This is a genomic window from Mesorhizobium sp. M1227 (assembly GCF_040318315.1).
Classification (GTDB): Bacteria; Pseudomonadota; Alphaproteobacteria; order Rhizobiales; family Rhizobiaceae; genus Mesorhizobium.
On record NZ_JAMYLZ010000002.1, the window covers coordinates 261,152 to 276,535 of the forward strand.

15 protein-coding genes and 2 tRNA genes are annotated in these 15,384 nt (G+C 63.0%); 7 read left to right on the forward strand and 10 right to left on the reverse strand.

All coding sequences use genetic code 11. From position 1 onward, the window contains the following. The first annotated feature begins 5 nt into the window (after positions 1-5). Positions 6-749 carry a creatininase family protein gene (locus NKH28_RS04530; protein ID WP_352926055.1) on the forward strand — a complete coding sequence of 248 codons (744 nt, stop codon included), beginning with the start codon at positions 6-8 and terminating at the stop codon, positions 747-749. 50 nt (positions 750-799) lie between these two features. Here the strand turns inward: NKH28_RS04530 and NKH28_RS04535 are convergent, their stop codons facing one another. From NKH28_RS04535 to NKH28_RS04545, 3 genes are all read right to left on the reverse strand, one after another. Beyond that, positions 800-1,717: a carbohydrate ABC transporter permease gene (locus NKH28_RS04535; RefSeq protein WP_352977963.1), complete on the reverse strand. Its 918-nt coding sequence runs from the start codon at positions 1,715-1,717 to the stop codon at positions 800-802. A 13-nt stretch (positions 1,718-1,730) separates the two neighbouring features. Further along, the gene (locus NKH28_RS04540) at positions 1,731-2,852 is read right to left on the reverse strand and encodes a carbohydrate ABC transporter permease (protein ID WP_352456633.1); all 1,122 of its coding nucleotides are present in this window, start codon (positions 2,850-2,852) and stop codon (positions 1,731-1,733) included. Positions 2,853-2,980: 128 nt separating this feature from the next. Then, positions 2,981-4,645, reverse strand: a complete 1,665-nt coding sequence (locus NKH28_RS04545) for an ABC transporter substrate-binding protein (protein WP_023674663.1) — start codon at positions 4,643-4,645, stop codon at positions 2,981-2,983. 293 nt (positions 4,646-4,938) lie between these two features. On the opposite strand from NKH28_RS04545, the gene NKH28_RS04550 reads away from it, so the two are divergent. The 3 genes from NKH28_RS04550 to rbsK are packed head-to-tail and all read left to right on the forward strand — an operon-like array spanning position 4,939 to position 7,427. Next, complete coding sequence (locus NKH28_RS04550) at positions 4,939-5,997, forward strand: ABC transporter ATP-binding protein (protein WP_352449436.1); 1,059 nt, start codon at positions 4,939-4,941, stop codon at positions 5,995-5,997. Between the two features lie 31 nt (positions 5,998-6,028). Further along, positions 6,029-6,481: an RbsD/FucU family protein gene (locus tag NKH28_RS04555; protein WP_352977965.1), complete on the forward strand. Its 453-nt coding sequence runs from the start codon at positions 6,029-6,031 to the stop codon at positions 6,479-6,481. A 4-nt stretch (positions 6,482-6,485) separates the two neighbouring features. Continuing rightward, complete coding sequence (gene rbsK / locus NKH28_RS04560; RefSeq protein WP_352501556.1) at positions 6,486-7,427, forward strand: ribokinase; 942 nt, start codon at positions 6,486-6,488, stop codon at positions 7,425-7,427. Positions 7,428-7,520: 93 nt separating this feature from the next. Here the strand turns inward: rbsK and NKH28_RS04565 are convergent. Beyond that, positions 7,521-7,597, reverse strand: a tRNA-Asp gene (locus NKH28_RS04565). Between the two features lie 217 nt (positions 7,598-7,814). Between NKH28_RS04565 and NKH28_RS04570 the strand changes: the two genes are divergently transcribed. Both NKH28_RS04570 and NKH28_RS04575 read left to right on the forward strand, forming a co-directional pair. Beyond that, positions 7,815-7,890 (forward strand) — tRNA-Val (locus tag NKH28_RS04570). Between the two features lie 20 nt (positions 7,891-7,910). Further along, complete coding sequence (locus NKH28_RS04575) at positions 7,911-8,414, forward strand: hypothetical protein (RefSeq protein WP_352471956.1); 504 nt, start codon at positions 7,911-7,913, stop codon at positions 8,412-8,414. Positions 8,415-8,615: 201 nt separating this feature from the next. Here NKH28_RS04575 and NKH28_RS04580 read toward each other — a convergent pair whose 3' ends face one another. The 6 genes from NKH28_RS04580 to NKH28_RS04605 form a co-directional block, all read right to left on the reverse strand. Beyond that, positions 8,616-9,272: a GNAT family N-acetyltransferase gene (locus tag NKH28_RS04580; RefSeq protein WP_352977967.1), complete on the reverse strand. Its 657-nt coding sequence runs from the start codon at positions 9,270-9,272 to the stop codon at positions 8,616-8,618. Further along, positions 9,269-10,039: an SDR family oxidoreductase gene (locus NKH28_RS04585; protein WP_352977969.1), complete on the reverse strand. Its 771-nt coding sequence runs from the start codon at positions 10,037-10,039 to the stop codon at positions 9,269-9,271. Before NKH28_RS04585 ends, NKH28_RS04580 begins: the two co-directional genes overlap by 4 nt. Beyond that, complete coding sequence (locus NKH28_RS04590; RefSeq protein ID WP_352977971.1) at positions 10,036-11,031, reverse strand: ABC transporter permease; 996 nt, start codon at positions 11,029-11,031, stop codon at positions 10,036-10,038. The genes NKH28_RS04585 and NKH28_RS04590 overlap by 4 nt, the downstream gene beginning before the upstream one ends. A 162-nt stretch (positions 11,032-11,193) precedes the next feature. Further along, a complete protein-coding gene (locus tag NKH28_RS04595; protein WP_352471951.1) occupies positions 11,194-12,234 on the reverse strand; it encodes a sugar ABC transporter substrate-binding protein in 1,041 nt (346 codons plus the stop codon). A gap of 39 nt (positions 12,235-12,273) precedes the next feature. Then, positions 12,274-13,038, reverse strand: coding sequence for an ATP-binding cassette domain-containing protein (locus NKH28_RS04600; RefSeq protein ID WP_352471950.1), 765 nt, complete (start codon positions 13,036-13,038; stop codon positions 12,274-12,276). After that, positions 13,035-14,201, reverse strand: a complete 1,167-nt coding sequence (locus NKH28_RS04605) for an ROK family transcriptional regulator (protein ID WP_352471948.1) — start codon at positions 14,199-14,201, stop codon at positions 13,035-13,037. The genes NKH28_RS04600 and NKH28_RS04605 overlap by 4 nt, the downstream gene beginning before the upstream one ends. A gap of 323 nt (positions 14,202-14,524) precedes the next feature. Between NKH28_RS04605 and NKH28_RS04610 the strand changes: the two genes are divergently transcribed. Then, on the forward strand, positions 14,525-15,316 hold the full coding sequence (locus tag NKH28_RS04610) for an alpha/beta fold hydrolase (RefSeq protein ID WP_352977973.1): 792 nt from the start codon (positions 14,525-14,527) through the stop codon (positions 15,314-15,316). Positions 15,317-15,384 lie beyond the last annotated feature (68 nt).

The window sequence follows — 15,384 nt, forward strand, 5'->3', positions numbered from 1 at the left end:
GTGTCATGCGCTACGAATTGATGCTGCCGCATCAGATACGCAAGGTGATCGCCGAAAACTGGCCGGTCGTGTTGCCGCTGGGTGTGCTTGAATATCACGGCGAGCACATGGCCGTCGGCATGGACACGCTGGCGGTGGTCAAGAGCCTGGAACTGTTCGAAAAAGAAGCCGAGATCGTCATTCTGCCGCCCTTCTATTACGGCGCGGCGAGCTATGCTGTTGCAGCACCGGAGGGCAGTGGTTCGCTGCAGGTCGGCGGCAATGTGCTGGCGCCATTCGCGGAAGAACTGTTCTATAGCCTGCTGCGCATCGGCTTCCGCAACATCCACGCCATCATTCACCACCAGACCGAAAATTTTGCCGCCGGCATGCCAACCGATCTCGCCTTCAAGGCCGCCGGCCGGCAGGCGATCTTCCGCTTCCTGGAGAAAGAACGTGGCGAAGGCTGGTGGGGCTCTGCGGCGATGGCTGACTATTATGCCGAACACGCCGAGGGCAGCAATTTCTTCAACTGGGTGCAGGTGCATCCGTTGATGCCGGCCTCAATGCACAGCCAGTACCCGTTCGACCATGCCGGCATCGGCGAGACGTCGCTGATGCTGGCGCTGTGCCCGGAGGCGGTGGATGCCGGCCGCTTCGCCGACAACACCGGCTGGTACACGGCAAGTGCGCCCGAAGCTTCGGCGGAATTGGGGCAAAAAGGGGTTGCCATGATCCTCGAGCATTTGCGGGCAACACTTTCGGGTTAGCGCGCTTTTCCCTTCTCCCGCAACAAGGGGAGAAGGGAGAGCCGGCGCAGTTATTTCACCGCGCCCGCTGTCATGCCCATGATCAGGTAACGCTCGAGCGCGATGCCGATGACGGCGAGCGGCGTGATGGCGGCGGTGGCAAGCGCTGCCATCGACCACCAGTTGATGCCTTGTGAGCCGGTCTGGCTGGCCACCATGACAGGAATGGTCTTTGCGTCGGTCGAGGTCAAAAGCGCTGCGAAGAAATACTCGTTCCAGCACAGCACCATCGCCAGGATGAAGGCGGCGACCATGCCCGGCAGCGCGATCGGCATGACGATGCGCAAGAAGGCGCCCCAGATCGACAGGCCGTCGACGAGTGCTGCCTCCTCCAGCTCCACCGGGATGGAGTTGAACTGGTCTCGCATGATCCAGATGACGATCGGCAGCACCATCAGCGTATAGAGCAGGATCAGCCCGACGCGTGTGTCGAGCAGGCCGACCTCCCGGTAAAGCACGAGGAAGGGCAAGGCCAAAACCACCGGCGGCAGGATCAGCTGAGACAGGAAGAAGAAGGAAATATCCTCGTTCCTGAACCAGGCAAACTTGTAACGATAGCGGGTCAGCCCGTAGGCGGCGAGGCTGCCGATGACGATGGCGAGGGTCGACGCACCGACCGAAGTGATGACCGAATTCATGAAACGCTTGATGAATTCGTCGCGCACCGTCGACGTCCGAAAGATCGAGTCCGGCGACAGGCCGAGCGAACGCCAGCCCTTCCAGTCGGGTTTGAAATCGAGAAACGGGATCAGATGGCCCTGGGTGACGTCGACCGCGGTCTTGAACGAGGTGGTTATCGTCCAATAGATCGGGAACAGGCAGATGAAAGCCCAGAAGATAAGCGCGCCATAGATGAAGACGCGGTTGGCGACGAAGCTCGCCGGCGAGCGGATTTCGGAAGCGGCATAGTCGGTGGTCTGAACGCTCATCTTGCCGGCCCGATCAGTTGACGTTGCGCACGAAGCGGCTGGCGAATTTCAGCAGCCAGGTCACGAACACGATGATGATGATCAAATAGGCCATCGCCAGCATCGTCCCGTAGCCGACGTTCGAGCGGTCGCGATATTCGCGGTAGATGAAACTGGACACCGAATCGGTCGCGCCGCCCGGCCCGCCGGAGGTGACGGTGATGATGATATCGGCGAGCTTCAGCTTGAAGATGATGCGCAGGATGACCGCTGTCACCGACACCGGCAGCATCAGCGGGAAGGTGACCTGCCAGAAGGTCTGCCAGGCAGTGGCGCCATCGACACGCGCTGCCTCGAGCACCTCGCGCGACATCGCCTGCAGGCCGGCGAGCAGCATGATCATCATGAACGGGATGAACGTCCACGCGTCGAGCACCATGATCGAGATGCGGGCGGTGATCGGGTTGGAGAAGAAGGCCGGGTTTTCCCAGCCGAGATGGCGCGCCAGCGTCGCGGCGGGCCCGAAGCGGTATTCCATCAGCGACTTGCCGATCATCCACGACACCGCCACCGGCGACAGCATCAGCGGCATGAGAAAGACGACGCGAAAGAATTTTCGTGCCCTAATCTGCGCGTTGAGCAGCAGCGCCAGGCCGAAGGCGATGACATATTCGACGAACACCGCCAGCACGTAGAGCACCATGTTGAACAGCGCGTTGCGATAATAGGCGTCGTTCAGCATCTGCCAGAAATTGTCGAGCCCGTTGAACTGCCGTCCGCTGAAGGAACTGAGGTTCCAGTCGGTCAGCGCGATGTAGAAGCCGAACAGCGTCGGGAAGATCACCATGGCAATGGTAAACAGCAGCGCCGGCAGCAGGAACAGCGCGCGCTGGCCGTCCTCGCCGCGCGTCAGTACCTGGCCGATGCCGAGCGCGACACCCCACAGCACGTAGGCATAGACCACCGGCCGCCAGGTGTCGAAGCCGATAGTGTCGACCTCGCTCTTGTAGAGGATTTGCAGCGCGATCACCGCCAGAAGGCCGAGCGTCGCAGCAGCCATCAGCGCCCAGCCAAGCCGTTTGCGGCTCCGCGGAATCAGGTCGGATGGCACGGCGCCTGCCGGCCATTCACTTGTCGACAAAGTCTGGTCAGCCAGGGTCCGGTCAGCCACGCGTCTTGCCTGTTCACAGGAGGCTCGATGACCGGCCGAGCCGATCGAGGCCGGGCCGGTCAAGCGGATGTCCGGCGGCTGTGCGCCGCCGGACCAGGTTTCACGATCTCAGCCTACATGCCGAGCGAGGCCTTGTAGAGCTTGACCTGTTTGTCGCGGCCGATCTGGTCGGTTAGCTTCTCCCAGGCGGCTGCGATGGCGTCGGCGCCTTCCTGCGCCTTCATCTTGCCGGCAAAGGTGTTGGCCAAAATGTCCTCGGCGGCGCTGTAGTACTGGAAGATGCCGGGGATGCGCGGCTCGATCGCCGCGTTGGGATGGTTGTAGCTGTCGGCTTCCGACTTCAGATACGAGGTGATGAACGCCTCGTCGTAGCCCGCCGCCACCCATTCCGGAATGTTGAAATGCGAGTTGCGATAGGGCTGGAAACCCGACGGATAGGCCGCGCACCAGAGCGACAGGTCCTTGCCGCCGAGATGGGCAGCGGCAGACCATGCCGCCTTCTTCTTCTTTTCGTCGCTGTCGACGCGGGCCATGACGTAAACGCCCCAGCCGAGATAGGCGCAGTTCGGCGCATGGTTCGGGCCGCTGGCGAGCTTGTCCCACTGGCCGGTCTTGGAGTTGTAGACATCGTCCGAGCCCGGCAGGATCGAGAAGCCGGTGATGTCGCCGACGACCGAGGAATCGTTGGTCTTGACGTTCGAACCGACGTCGCCCCACCAGGTAACCATCGAACCGGTGCCTGCCAAGAATTGCTGGAAGGCGGTGGTGTTCGGGTCGGCGTTGATCTGGTCGGCAGGTTCGGAGGGCAGGGCATCGATGACGTCCTGGATCGCCCGCACCCATGCCGGATTGTTGACGCGCGGCTTCATCGTGTCGGCATCGAACAGCCAGGCCTTGTCATCGGGATGCTTGGCGTAGGCGCTGGCGCGGCTGCCGAGGAAATAGAAGCCGAAACCGCCCCAGGGCTTGGGCGCATCGAGGTAGCCAAAGACATCCTGGCCCTTCACCTGCTTGCCCTTGAGGAATTTCGTCACCGCCTGCACCTGCTGCCAGGTCTTCGGCACGCCCCATTCGCCTTCTCCGCCGCCGTCCTTCCAGGCCTTGGCGAGGTCGGCATCGGCAAACACGTCGGTGCGGTAGTTGAAATTATGTGCGTCGCCGTCAACGGTCACGCGATATTGCTTGCCGTCCCATGTGCCCACCGGCGGCTGCAGATAGGCCACGACATCCTTCATGTCGATCTGGTCCTTGACCCAGTCCGGCATCTCGGAGGTGAGACCCTTGCCGCAGACGTCGCCTTCGAACGGTGCCCCCATTTCGATGATGTCGAAATCGACGGTGCCGGTCGCGATCGACTGCTGCAGGCGGGCGTTGTAGTCAGCCTGCGCCAAGTCGATCCAGTTGATCTTGGCGCCGGTATAGGTCTCCCACGGCTTCAGGAAGCCGCGAAACAGTACATTGTGCAGGTTCTGGTTGTTGAGGCCCATGAAGGTGAGTTCGACACCGGCGAATTCGCCTTCCTTGACATTGGCCTTGGTGGCGCCAAGGCAAAGCTCGCCGACCTGCTGGAAGTCGGCATCGGTCGGCTGACCCTTGCCGACACCCGGGATCTGCAGGATCTGCGCACGCAGGTCGTCGGCGGCCGCAGCCGTGCGCGTCAGCGCACCAAGTCCGGCGCTTGAGGCCGCCGCGAGGGCGGCCATGCTGGCCGCTCCCTTCAGCACGTCGCGGCGGGTGGCCCCGGCGCGGACAAGTTGGTTATAAAGGCTGACTTTCATTTCGTTCCTCCCAGAAGGTCAATTGTGAATTGGTTCAGATGGTGGAGCGCCGATTATGTTCCCCAACGACAGCGACTCCGGTAAATAGCGGCCCGAATTCTCCCTCCCGCGACGCTTGGCATTCAGTGCCGGACAAGCGTACCGGTGCGCCCGGAACAGGGTCATAAGCCGGACACTGTCACTATTCGCACAACGAAGTGCGGTGTCAACGTGAATGGGTTTTTTATCTATAAGAGACTGACTTGCCCTCGCCGTTTGCGTTGTTTAGCTTCACGGCAACTGAAGGGGGAATGATGGCTCAAGTCGCGATCCGCAATGTGGCCAAGGCGTTCGGAACCGTCAAGGTTCTGCACGATGTCAGCGTCGACATCGCCGACGGGCAGTTCGTGGTGCTGGTCGGGCCTTCCGGCTGCGGCAAGTCCACGCTGCTGAGGATGGTGGCCGGGCTGGAAACGGTCTCCGGCGGCACCATCGCCATCGGCGAGCGCATCGTCAACCATCTGCCGCCGGCCAAGCGCGACATCGCCATGGTGTTCCAGAACTACGCGCTCTATCCGCACAAGACGGTCGAGCAGAACATGGCCTTTGCTCTCAAGCTGCGCAAAACCGACCCGGCGGTGGTCACTGAGCGGGTCAAGCGCGCCGCCGACATCCTCGACCTCAATCCCTACCTCAAGCGCTATCCGCGCCAGCTCTCTGGCGGCCAGCGCCAGCGCGTCGCCATGGGCCGCGCCATCGTGCGCAACCCGCAGGTGTTCCTCTTCGACGAGCCGCTCTCCAATCTCGACGCCAAGCTGCGTGTCCAGATGCGCACCGAGATCAAGGAACTGCACCAGCGGCTGAAGACCACCACCATCTACGTCACCCACGACCAGATCGAGGCGATGACAATGGCCGACAAGATCGTAGTGATGCGCGACGGTCGCATCGAACAGGTCGGCGCGCCGCTGGAATTATTCGACCGGCCGGCCAACCTGTTTGTCGCCGGCTTCATCGGCTCGCCCTCGATGAACCTGCTCAAGGGCGTCGTGCGCAAGGGCGACAAGCCCGTCGTCGAGATCGCCGGGACGCCGTTCCCGATTGCGGCGACCAGTGCCGTCGAGGATGGCCGTAATGTCGTCTACGGCGTGCGGCCCGAGCACCTCGAAATCCATCCCGATGGTGTTCCGGCGAAGATTTCGGTGGTCGAGCCGACCGGCTCCGAGACTTTGGTGTTCCTGCGCTTCGGCGAGGGCGAGATGGTGGCGCTGTTTCGTGAGCGCCACGACTTCAAGCCGGGCGATACACTGCACCTGAAACCGCGGCTCGACCAGGTGCATCTCTTCGACGCAGAGACCGGTAAGCGTCTCTGATTTCGCCCCAGCAAACTTCGCGAGGAATACCATGCTCAAAGGAATCAATCCGCTGCTCAATGCCGATGTGCTGCAGGCGCTGCGGGCGATGGGCCACGGTGACGATCTGATTATCGCCGACACCAATTTCCCGTCCGATTCGGTGGCGCGCCAGACCGTGCTTGGCCGGCTGCTGCGCATCGATGCGTCGGCGGCCGACGTGGTCAAGGCGGTACTGTCGCTCTATCCGCTGGACACCTTCGTCGACGATGCCGCCGCGCGCATGGAGATCGTCGGCAAGCCGGACGACATTCCCGCCGTGCAGCAGGAAGTGCAAAAAGAGATCGATGCCGCCGAGGGCAAGGCCTGGCCGATGATCTCGGTCGAGCGCTACGCCTTCTACGAACGCGCCAAGAAGGCCTATTGCGTCATCCAGACCGGCGAGCGCCGCTTCTATGCCTGTTTTGCGTTCCGCAAGGGCGTCGTGCCACCGGATGCGGAGTAGCGGGATGCCGGCGAATCCGATCGTCATGAAGCCGGTTGTCATATTGGGCGTCTTCGTCGCCGATACGGCCTACCGCGCCGCCCGCCAGCCGCGCATGGGCGAGACGATCCTGGGCACGTCCTTCACGCTCGGCCCCGGCGGCAAGGGCTCGAACCAGGCGGTGGCGGCCGGCCGGCTCGGCGCCGACGTCACCTTCCTTACCCGCCTCGGCGTCGACCCCTTTGCCGATATGGCGAGACAGACCTGGTCGCACGCCGGCGTGAAGAGCGCCGTCATCGACACACCGGAAAGCTACACCGGTGCCGCCTATATCTTCATCGAGGAGACGAGCGGCAACAACGCGATCATCGTCAGTCCGGGTGCGGCGATGCTGATCTCGCCCGCCGATATCGAGGCAAATGCCGGCCTGATCCGCGCGGCCGGCGTTTTCGTCACCCAGCTCGAACAGCCGATCGAGGCGGCGCTGCGGGCGCTGGAGATCGCGCGCGGGGCAGGGGTGACCACCATCCTCAACCCGGCGCCCGCGGCCAGGCTTCCGGACCGCATCTACACGCTTTGCGACTATGTCACGCCGAACGAAACCGAGGCCGAGGAACTGACCGGCATCAAGGTGTCCTCGATCGACGACGCCCGCCGTGCCGCCGACAGCCTGCTTGAGAAGGGCGTTGGGGCAGTCATCGTGACGCTTGGCGAAAACGGTGCGCTGCTGCACACGGCCGATCGTTCCGAGCATGTCGCAGCGGTCGCCGCCGGCCCGGTGGTCGAGACCACAGGCGCGGGCGACGCCTTCAACGGCGGCCTGGCTGCCGCGCTGTCGAGGGGGATCGAACCTCTGGAAGCGGTGCGCTTCGCCTGCGCCGTCGCCGGCATCTCGGTGACGCGCCCAGGCACCGCGCCGTCCATGCCGACGCTGCAGGAAGTCGAGGCGCTGCTCGCCAAGAGGTGAGACCGTATGGATTACATCATGAACGACGACGGTTTTTGACAAATCAACGTCGACATTTCTCCGACACCAGGGGACGTGACCCCAAAGGAGAAATGGCGCGAGTGACGGGGCTCGAACCCGCGACCTCCGGCGTGACAGGCCGGCACTCTAACCAACTGAGCTACACCCGCGCATGGACGAGCACGTGTCAGCCGTGTTCGTCGTTGGGGCGGTGGATAAGGGGTAAGCCACCGGGTGTCAAGCGGACCCGGACAGCATAACAGCAAACAGCAGAAGGTTTTTTGACAAGCCGAACTTTGTTGCCGAAACCGGCTCCCGGCCAAGCCACTGGCCGCTCATTTGGCCTTGCGAAGCCGGTCCTAACTGCTTAAAGGTCCGGCCCGGAGCGGGCGATTAGCTCAGTTGGTAGAGCGCTTCGTTTACACCGAAGATGTCGGCGGTTCGAGCCCGTCATCGCCCACCATTTTCCTCGATGTGTTCAGTTTGGGCTACACCGCTCAAGCTGATCGCCAGGTGAGACGCATCCGACCACTGTGCTACTCGGACTTTGGTCTGATTCAAACTGTCTTTCCGCAGGGACTTAAGTCTGATCTGCTTGCCTCTCATGAGGGAAACGATTGCCGAAAGCTACAACTTGCAGTATCTCAATTGCGTATGGGCATGGGCGGGAGCGAAAATATTCCTGGATGGCTTGCGAGTCATCTTCCGGACGATCCCGTGATCGCAGGAGATCTCGCGGATAAGATATCGAAGGAAGCTGAAAAAAACCGGCTTCCAGGCGATCGGGTTGTGAAGACAACCCGTAACGAAGAAGACACCTTCAAGAAAGAACAAGTCGAAGCTTATCCCGACGCCGCGGTTGCAGGAGTCTTTGCCAGCGGTTCATTCCTCGCCCTGTTGGTATTAGCCATTTATCTGCTTTATGTGCTCTCGATTGTGGCCGGGGGAACGGTCGCGGATGTTCCCCTGCCGCCCATACTGCACTAGTAGACGCTCCGCCAACACTCGGATTAGCCCCGCACCGTGTTGATGCTGGTGACTTTCGTGTCTGCGGTGGAGCACGCGACGAAGGTTTCGTTCCCGCGGCAAAGGTGTTCACGCGGGGCAACTGGCTGCTGCAGAACGGCAGCATTGTACGTCCATAGGCCTCCCGGTTCTTTGCAACTTGGGCGATTGGCCTGTCGCAGATCAGCCTGCAATCGCCGGAGCGTGAGCAATCCGTTTCGCCACATAAACACAACGCTTCGATGAATCAGCGTCCTGCACCACCTCAAATCCAATCGCCTTGTAGAACCTTAGCGCACCATCGTTCTCCGGCATGACTTCGAGGTGGATGCCGGTCGAGCCGCTCGCGGCAAGCCCCTGCTCGAGGAAGGCCATCGCGCGCCTGCCGATGCCTTTCCCGCGCGCTTGCGGCAACAGGTCGATATGGCCATGCGACGGATAGGCGGTCAGCGCAGGCGGAACAGCGAAATCGGGACGATGGAGCCGATGCCGCGCCCAGTCGCTGCCGCGCCAGCGCGAGCTGTCGGGTCCCGGGTCTGCCACGCGCCGCTGAAGGTCGGGATACCAGTCTGATGCCAGGCTGGCATTGAAAGCGCTCGTATCGGCCGCGCCAAGCAGGTAGCCGGCCGCACCTGCGGGACTATCGATAATGAAGGCCAGCTCGGGTTCGAGCACCTGGTAGGGAATAGTGTAGAGGAGGCCGAGCAGTTCCGGGTCGTCCTCGCGGCCGCTGGCGTCCTTGCCGGCATCGCCGGTCTTGAGACAGATCATCGCAAGCGCTGCATGATCGGCGGTGGTCGCCCGGCGCAGGAAGACACCGCCGCCGAAATCGAGGATCATGGCGGCAGCAGCCGGAAATCCTTGCCCTCGGGCAAAAGCTGCCCGCCGTCGACGATGATGGTCGTGCCGGTGATGTAGCTGGCATCGTCAGAGGCCAGGAACAGGAAGGCGTTGGCCACGTCGCGCGGGCTGCCGAGCCGGCCGAGCGGAATGGCGTCTTCCATGTTCTTGATGAAGGCCGCACCGCGATGCTGCTCTATGCCTTCGGTGAGGATGTTGCCGGGCTCGACGCCGTTGACCGTAATGCCGTAGCCCGAGAATTCGAGCGCAGCCGAACGGATCAGCCCATTGATGCCGGCCTTGGTCGCTGAATAATGGCCGTGGCCGGGGCTGGTGACATGCGGGCCGGTGATCGAGGAGGTGAACAGCATGCGGCCAAAATGCTGCGCCTTCATCGGCACCAGCGCCGCGCGTGCGGCGATGAAGCTGCCGCGCAAGTTCACCGCCATGACCCGGTCCCAGTCGTCGGAACTGGTGTTTTCCAGCAATTGCCAGGGATAGATGCCGGCATTCTGCACCATGATATCGAGTCGGCCGTGACGGTCGAGGGCCAGCGCCACGGCGGCTTCCGCATCGGCCATCTGCGAGATGTCGGTGCGGATGAAGGCGGCGCCGAGTTCGTTCGCGGTCGCTTGCCCCGCCTCGGCCTCGGTGTCGGCCAGGACCAGCTTCGCGCCCTCTTCGGCAAAACGCTGTGCGATGCCCTTGCCGATGCCACGTGCGCTGCCGACGATCAGCGCGACTTTGTCTTCCAGACGGCCGGTCATGCCAGCCTCTGGCGGATTGTCTGCCTGAATGCGTCGAGCAGCACGGCGGCAAGCACCAGCAGGCCGTGTATCACCAGGGTGAAATTGGCTGGCAGGCCCATCAAATTGATCGCCGTGTTGATCGCCGAGAGTAGCAGCACGCCGGCATAGACGCCGGGCAGGGTGCCGACACCGCCTTTCAGGCTGACGCCGCCGATGACGACGGCGGCAAAGGCGTTGAACAAGAATCCCGCACCGAGATTGGCGCTGGCTCCGGAGGTGCGGATCGCCAGCAGCCAGCCGGCAAGGCCGGCGATGGCGCCGGCGAGAACGAAGGCTATGACGAGGTTGCGGTTGACGCGGATGCCGGCGCGGAAGGTCGCCGTCTCGTTGCCACCGATCATGACCAGATGGCGGCCGAAGGGCGTCTTGGCCATGACCAGCGAAGAGATGACGAAACAGGCAATCGCGATCCAGGCGGTGAGCGGCAGGCCGAGCAGGCGCTGGATGGCGAACCAGCGGATCGCCGGCGCAAGGTCCTGCGCCGAGCGGCCGCCGGAAATGACCAGCACCAGGCCGCGCACCCAGATGTAAGAAGCCAGCGTGATTATGAAGGCGCTCATCTTGACCCTGACCACCAGATAGCCGTTGAAGGCGCCAATGAGGCCGCCGATGGCAAGCGCGATGAGCAGCGAAACCGGAACCATGAGCCATTGCGGCTGCAACTGGACGCCAAGGCCGATGCCGGACGAGCAGAACAGGATGCCGACCGCCATGGCGCTGAGCGCCGCCACCGATTCGACCGACAGGTCCATATGGCCGGCGATGATGACCAGCGCCAGGCCGATCGACATCACGCCGAGCACGCTCGACGCCTCGATGATGTTGGCGAAGATACCGAGTTGGAAGTAGTTCGGGATAAGGATGGAAAAGACCACCAGCACGAAGACCAGCATGAACCAGACAAGATTGTCGAGGATGAGCTCGAGGGTTTGGCGCGTGCGGGGGTTCATCTCAGGATCCGGTTGGCGCCGACCCCGAAAAACCACTCGGTTTTCGGACTATCAGGCGTGGTTGAAAATTGCTGCAGCATTCCCGCGCGCGTCCGTTTGAACGCACCCGGGCTGCAGGGCTGGGCTCCGGGCCGGCATGGCCCGGAGCTTCTGGCGAGTTCGCTATTCGACCGGCTTTATGGTTTCGGTCGGCGGCTTCATGTTGCCCCAGAAGGCCGGGTTATCGACATTTTCCTTGGTGATCGCAGCGCCGGGGATCTTGATGTTCGGTCCCCACGCTTCCTTGGTCAGGGTTGATTTCAGGCCAAGCACATCATATTCGCCGGGCTTGATCTCCTGCTTGTTGACCACCTTGTCCATGAACATCGCGACCGCCGCGGCCTGCGCGTAGAGCGGCTGCTCGACTTCGACGTTGAGCCAGCCCTTGCGGATCAGGTCGAGGCCGACCGGAGCGCCGTTCGAGCTCATCAGCATGACGTCGCCCGGCTTCTTGCCGGCGGCCTCGAGCGAGGCGACGGCAGCGACCGAAAGATGCGCGGCATGGCTGAAGATCAGGTCGATGTCGGGGTTGGCGAGCATCTGGTCGGCAACGATGGTGCCGGCGTTGCTGGCCTCCCATTGCATGGCCGGCAGCGAGATGATCTTGACGTCCGGGAACGCCTTCATTTTCTCCTCGAAACCCTTCTGGATGTCGAGCGTGTAGGGATCGCCCGGATCGCCGAGCACCTGCAGGATCTTGCCCTTCACCGAGCCGTTCTTCGCGGTCAGGAGCTTTTGTGCCTGGTCGGCGGCGACGTAGCCGATCTCGACGGTTCCGGCCACCGAGGTGAAGTCGGACGGGGTCGAGGTGATCTGGCGGTCGAACTCGACGACCGGGATGCCGGCGGCACGGGCCGCCTCGATCGACGGTTTCAGCGCATTGAAATCGACGGCGGCAAGGATGATCGCCGCCGGCTTCAGCGCGATGACGTCGTTCATCTGCGATTGCTGAGCGTCGGTCTTGTTGTCGGCGTTCAACGTCTTCATCTCGTAGCCGACCTGCTTCAGGAACAGTTCCAGCGCGCTCACCGAGCCGGTCTGGAACTCATCGAGCAATGTCGGCACCATGTAGTAGACGGTGCCCTTGGACTGGGCGAATGCCGGCGTGAGCGTGGCAAAGGCCAGTGCCAGGATACCGAAGACGGAAAGAAGTATTTTCTTCATGTCGTTCGCTCCTCTTGCGCCGGACCCCTCATTTGTCCCTCAGTTCGCCGGTCCGGCACCGGCGAGCGTCTCTCCGGTGATCATGTTGATCACCGCGTCGGGACTTGTTTTGTTGCGTGCGACATCGCCCGCCACGACGCCTTGCCGGATCACCACGATCCGGTCGGCGACCTGGAAGGCCTGTTGCATGATATGGGTGATGATGACGACGCCGATGCCCTGGCTCGCCACCTGGCGGATCATGTCGAGGCCGCGCCGCGTCTGCTCGACACCGAGCGCCGCGAACGGCTCGTCGAGAAGCACTAGCTTGCCGCCAAAATGCACGAACCGGTTGAGCTCGATGGCCTGCCGCTGGCCGCCGGAAAGATGCTCGACATTGGTGCGAAGCGAGGGAATGCGGGTGCCGGCGCTGGCCAGCGCCTTTTGCACCACCTGCTCCATGGCGCGCTCGTCGAGCACCGGAATGCCGAGAACCTTCCTGGTGATCTCGCGGCCCATGAAGAAATTGGCGACCACGTCGACATTGGTGCAAAGCGACAGGTCCTGGTAGACCGTCTCGATCCCCGCGGCCTTGGCCTCGGCGGGAGATTTGGCCAGGAATTCCTTGCCTTCGAACAGCATGCGGCCGGAGGTCGGCTCCAGGCCGCCGGCAATGATCTTGACCAGCGTCGATTTGCCGGCGCCGTTGTCGCCCAGAAGCGCCACCACTTCGCCCTTGTCGATCGAAAAGCTGATGCCTTTCAGCGCTTCGATGGCGCCGTAATTCTTGGCTACGTTGTCGAGCACCAGCAGCGGTTCGCTCATGCCGCGATCCCCTTGTTATGCAAGAGATCTCGCCCGCGTTCGCGCTCGGCGGTGAAGATCTGGCCGAAGCGCGGCGAAAGCACCCCGGAAACGGCAAGCGCGGCGGCGCCGCGCAACACCGCATGCTGGCCGCCGCGCGCGACGCTGACGCGGGGCGTCGTGCGATCGCTTCGCGCCGAGACCGAATTGGGCAGGTGCGCGGCCGCGCCGGCAAGCCTTTCGAGCAGCTCGGTGGACGCCAGCCCGCCGAGGATGATGGTTTCGGGATCGAACAGGTTTTCGATGATGGTGACGGCGTTGCGGAAGATCGGCGCAATCTCGCTCACCCACTCGGCGTCGGCGATGTTGCGGCGCCGCAGCGCCTCGAGCGAGAGATACCGTTCGAGGCAGCCGCGATTGCCGCACGGGCAGGGCTCCCCGCCCGGCACTGCGGGAATGTGGCCGATTTCACCGGCGTTTCCCCAGGCGCCGCGCAATGCCGCCCCGTCATGCACCATGACGCCGCCGAGACCGACGCCGAAATAAAGATAGTAATACTCGGAATACGCCGTTCCGAGGCCGTAGAGGCGCTCGCCGATAGCAGCCGCCGCCATATCGGTTTCGAAAAAGGCCGGCAGTCCGGTCGAGGCGGCCAGCCGCTCGCGCAGCGCCACATCCTTCCAGCCGGTCATGGTGGTCGGCCCGACAAAGCTCATGGACTCCACGCCGAACGGTCCGGGCAGCGCCATGCCAATGCCGAGAACGCGGCCCCCGGGCCGCAATGCCGTCAATTCGAGCACCATGGCGCCGATCAGCTCGAAAGCGTGGTCGGGCGTTGCATTTGGGGCTTCGCGGTAGGTGCTCTCGATAACATCGCCGCTTAGGTTGATCAGGGCGGCATTGATGCCCAGCGGGGTGACGTGGATGCCGACGGCATAGCCGCCTTCGGGATTGATGCGCAGCGTTGCCGGTGGCAGGCCGCGCCCCTTGGGCTCTTCGCGCAGCGACAACACGTAACCGTGCTCTTCCAGCTCGCGAACGATGGTAGACACCGTCTGCACGGTGAGTCCGACCCGCCTGGCGATATCGCCGCGGGCGATCGGTCCGTGAAGGCGGATGGATTCGAGCACGATGCGCCGGTTATACGGCCGCCCGAACTCCTGATTGGTCCCGCGCAATGCCATGTCTGGCGCCCTCTCGAGAGAGCAGAGGTTCGCACCGAATATTTATTCAGTCAAATGGAATTCAAAAATAATTCGCCTGTGGCCAAGGCCTTCTAACGCCGGCGGATTCGCGCCCGCCGGCGGATGGGCCAACTCTGGCAATTTTCCAGTATGAAGCGCCACCGGCTGGACGGGACGCCAGGCATGACCTTTGACCGGCATTCCGATCAGCGCCCTGAAGCCCATTTCGGAACCGGCTGTGAGCCGGCCAGGGATCGGAGTTCGTTGCGCCTTTCCGTTGCAGGGAGCATACTTGCTCTCGTCGGTCTGCGGGAGGAGATGCGATGCCGAAGCTGACCCTCGACGGGATTGATCTCGGCTATGAGGTGCGCGGCGACGGGCCGCCGGTTCTGTTCGTCCACGGCAGCGTCACGAACGGCATGATGACATGGACCGCGCAGCTACCGCTTGCGGAGCGCTGGAAGCTGGTTGTGGTCGACCGGCCCGGATACGGATCAAGTTCCCCTGCCGAACGCGAGGATTTCGTCGTCGACGCCGGACTGGTCGCCGGATTCCTCGATCGGAAGCATGACCTCTGGGGCGAAAGCCGCGTCCATCTGGTCGGGCATTCCTATGGCGGCGTCATCTCTCTTCTTGCAGCAGCGATGCGCCCGCGAGCAATCCGTTCGCTCACGGTGATCGAGCCGCCGGCCTTTGACCTTGCGCGCGGGGATGTTGCCGTCAATGAACTCGTGACGCGCCTGAAGGCCCACTGGCAAAGCGGACCCCGCGACGATCCCGCGCTTTTCTTGCGCCAGTTCCTCCATCTGGTCGGCTCGGCGACACAATTGCCAGACCCGCTGCCGCCCCCGCTCGCGCAAGGCGCGGCCATGCTCGTCGTCGAACGCGGGCCATGGGAGGCCGAAATTCCGCTTCGGCAACTTGCCGATGCGCCGTTCCCGAAACTGGTGGTATCCGGCGGGCACAGCGCAGCATTCGACGCCGTCTGCGACGTGCTCGAAAACGTGCTTGGTGCCGATCGTGCCGTGATCGCCGGCGCGGGGCACAGCGTTCAGCAGACCGGTGAGCCGTTCAACCGGCGGCTCGGCGCGTTCATGGCCGCTGCTGAGGGCTGAATGCGATCTATCTCTGATATTGCCTGGCGGGCGGTTGGCCGCGCGCCGGCTTCACGCCGAATGAATCG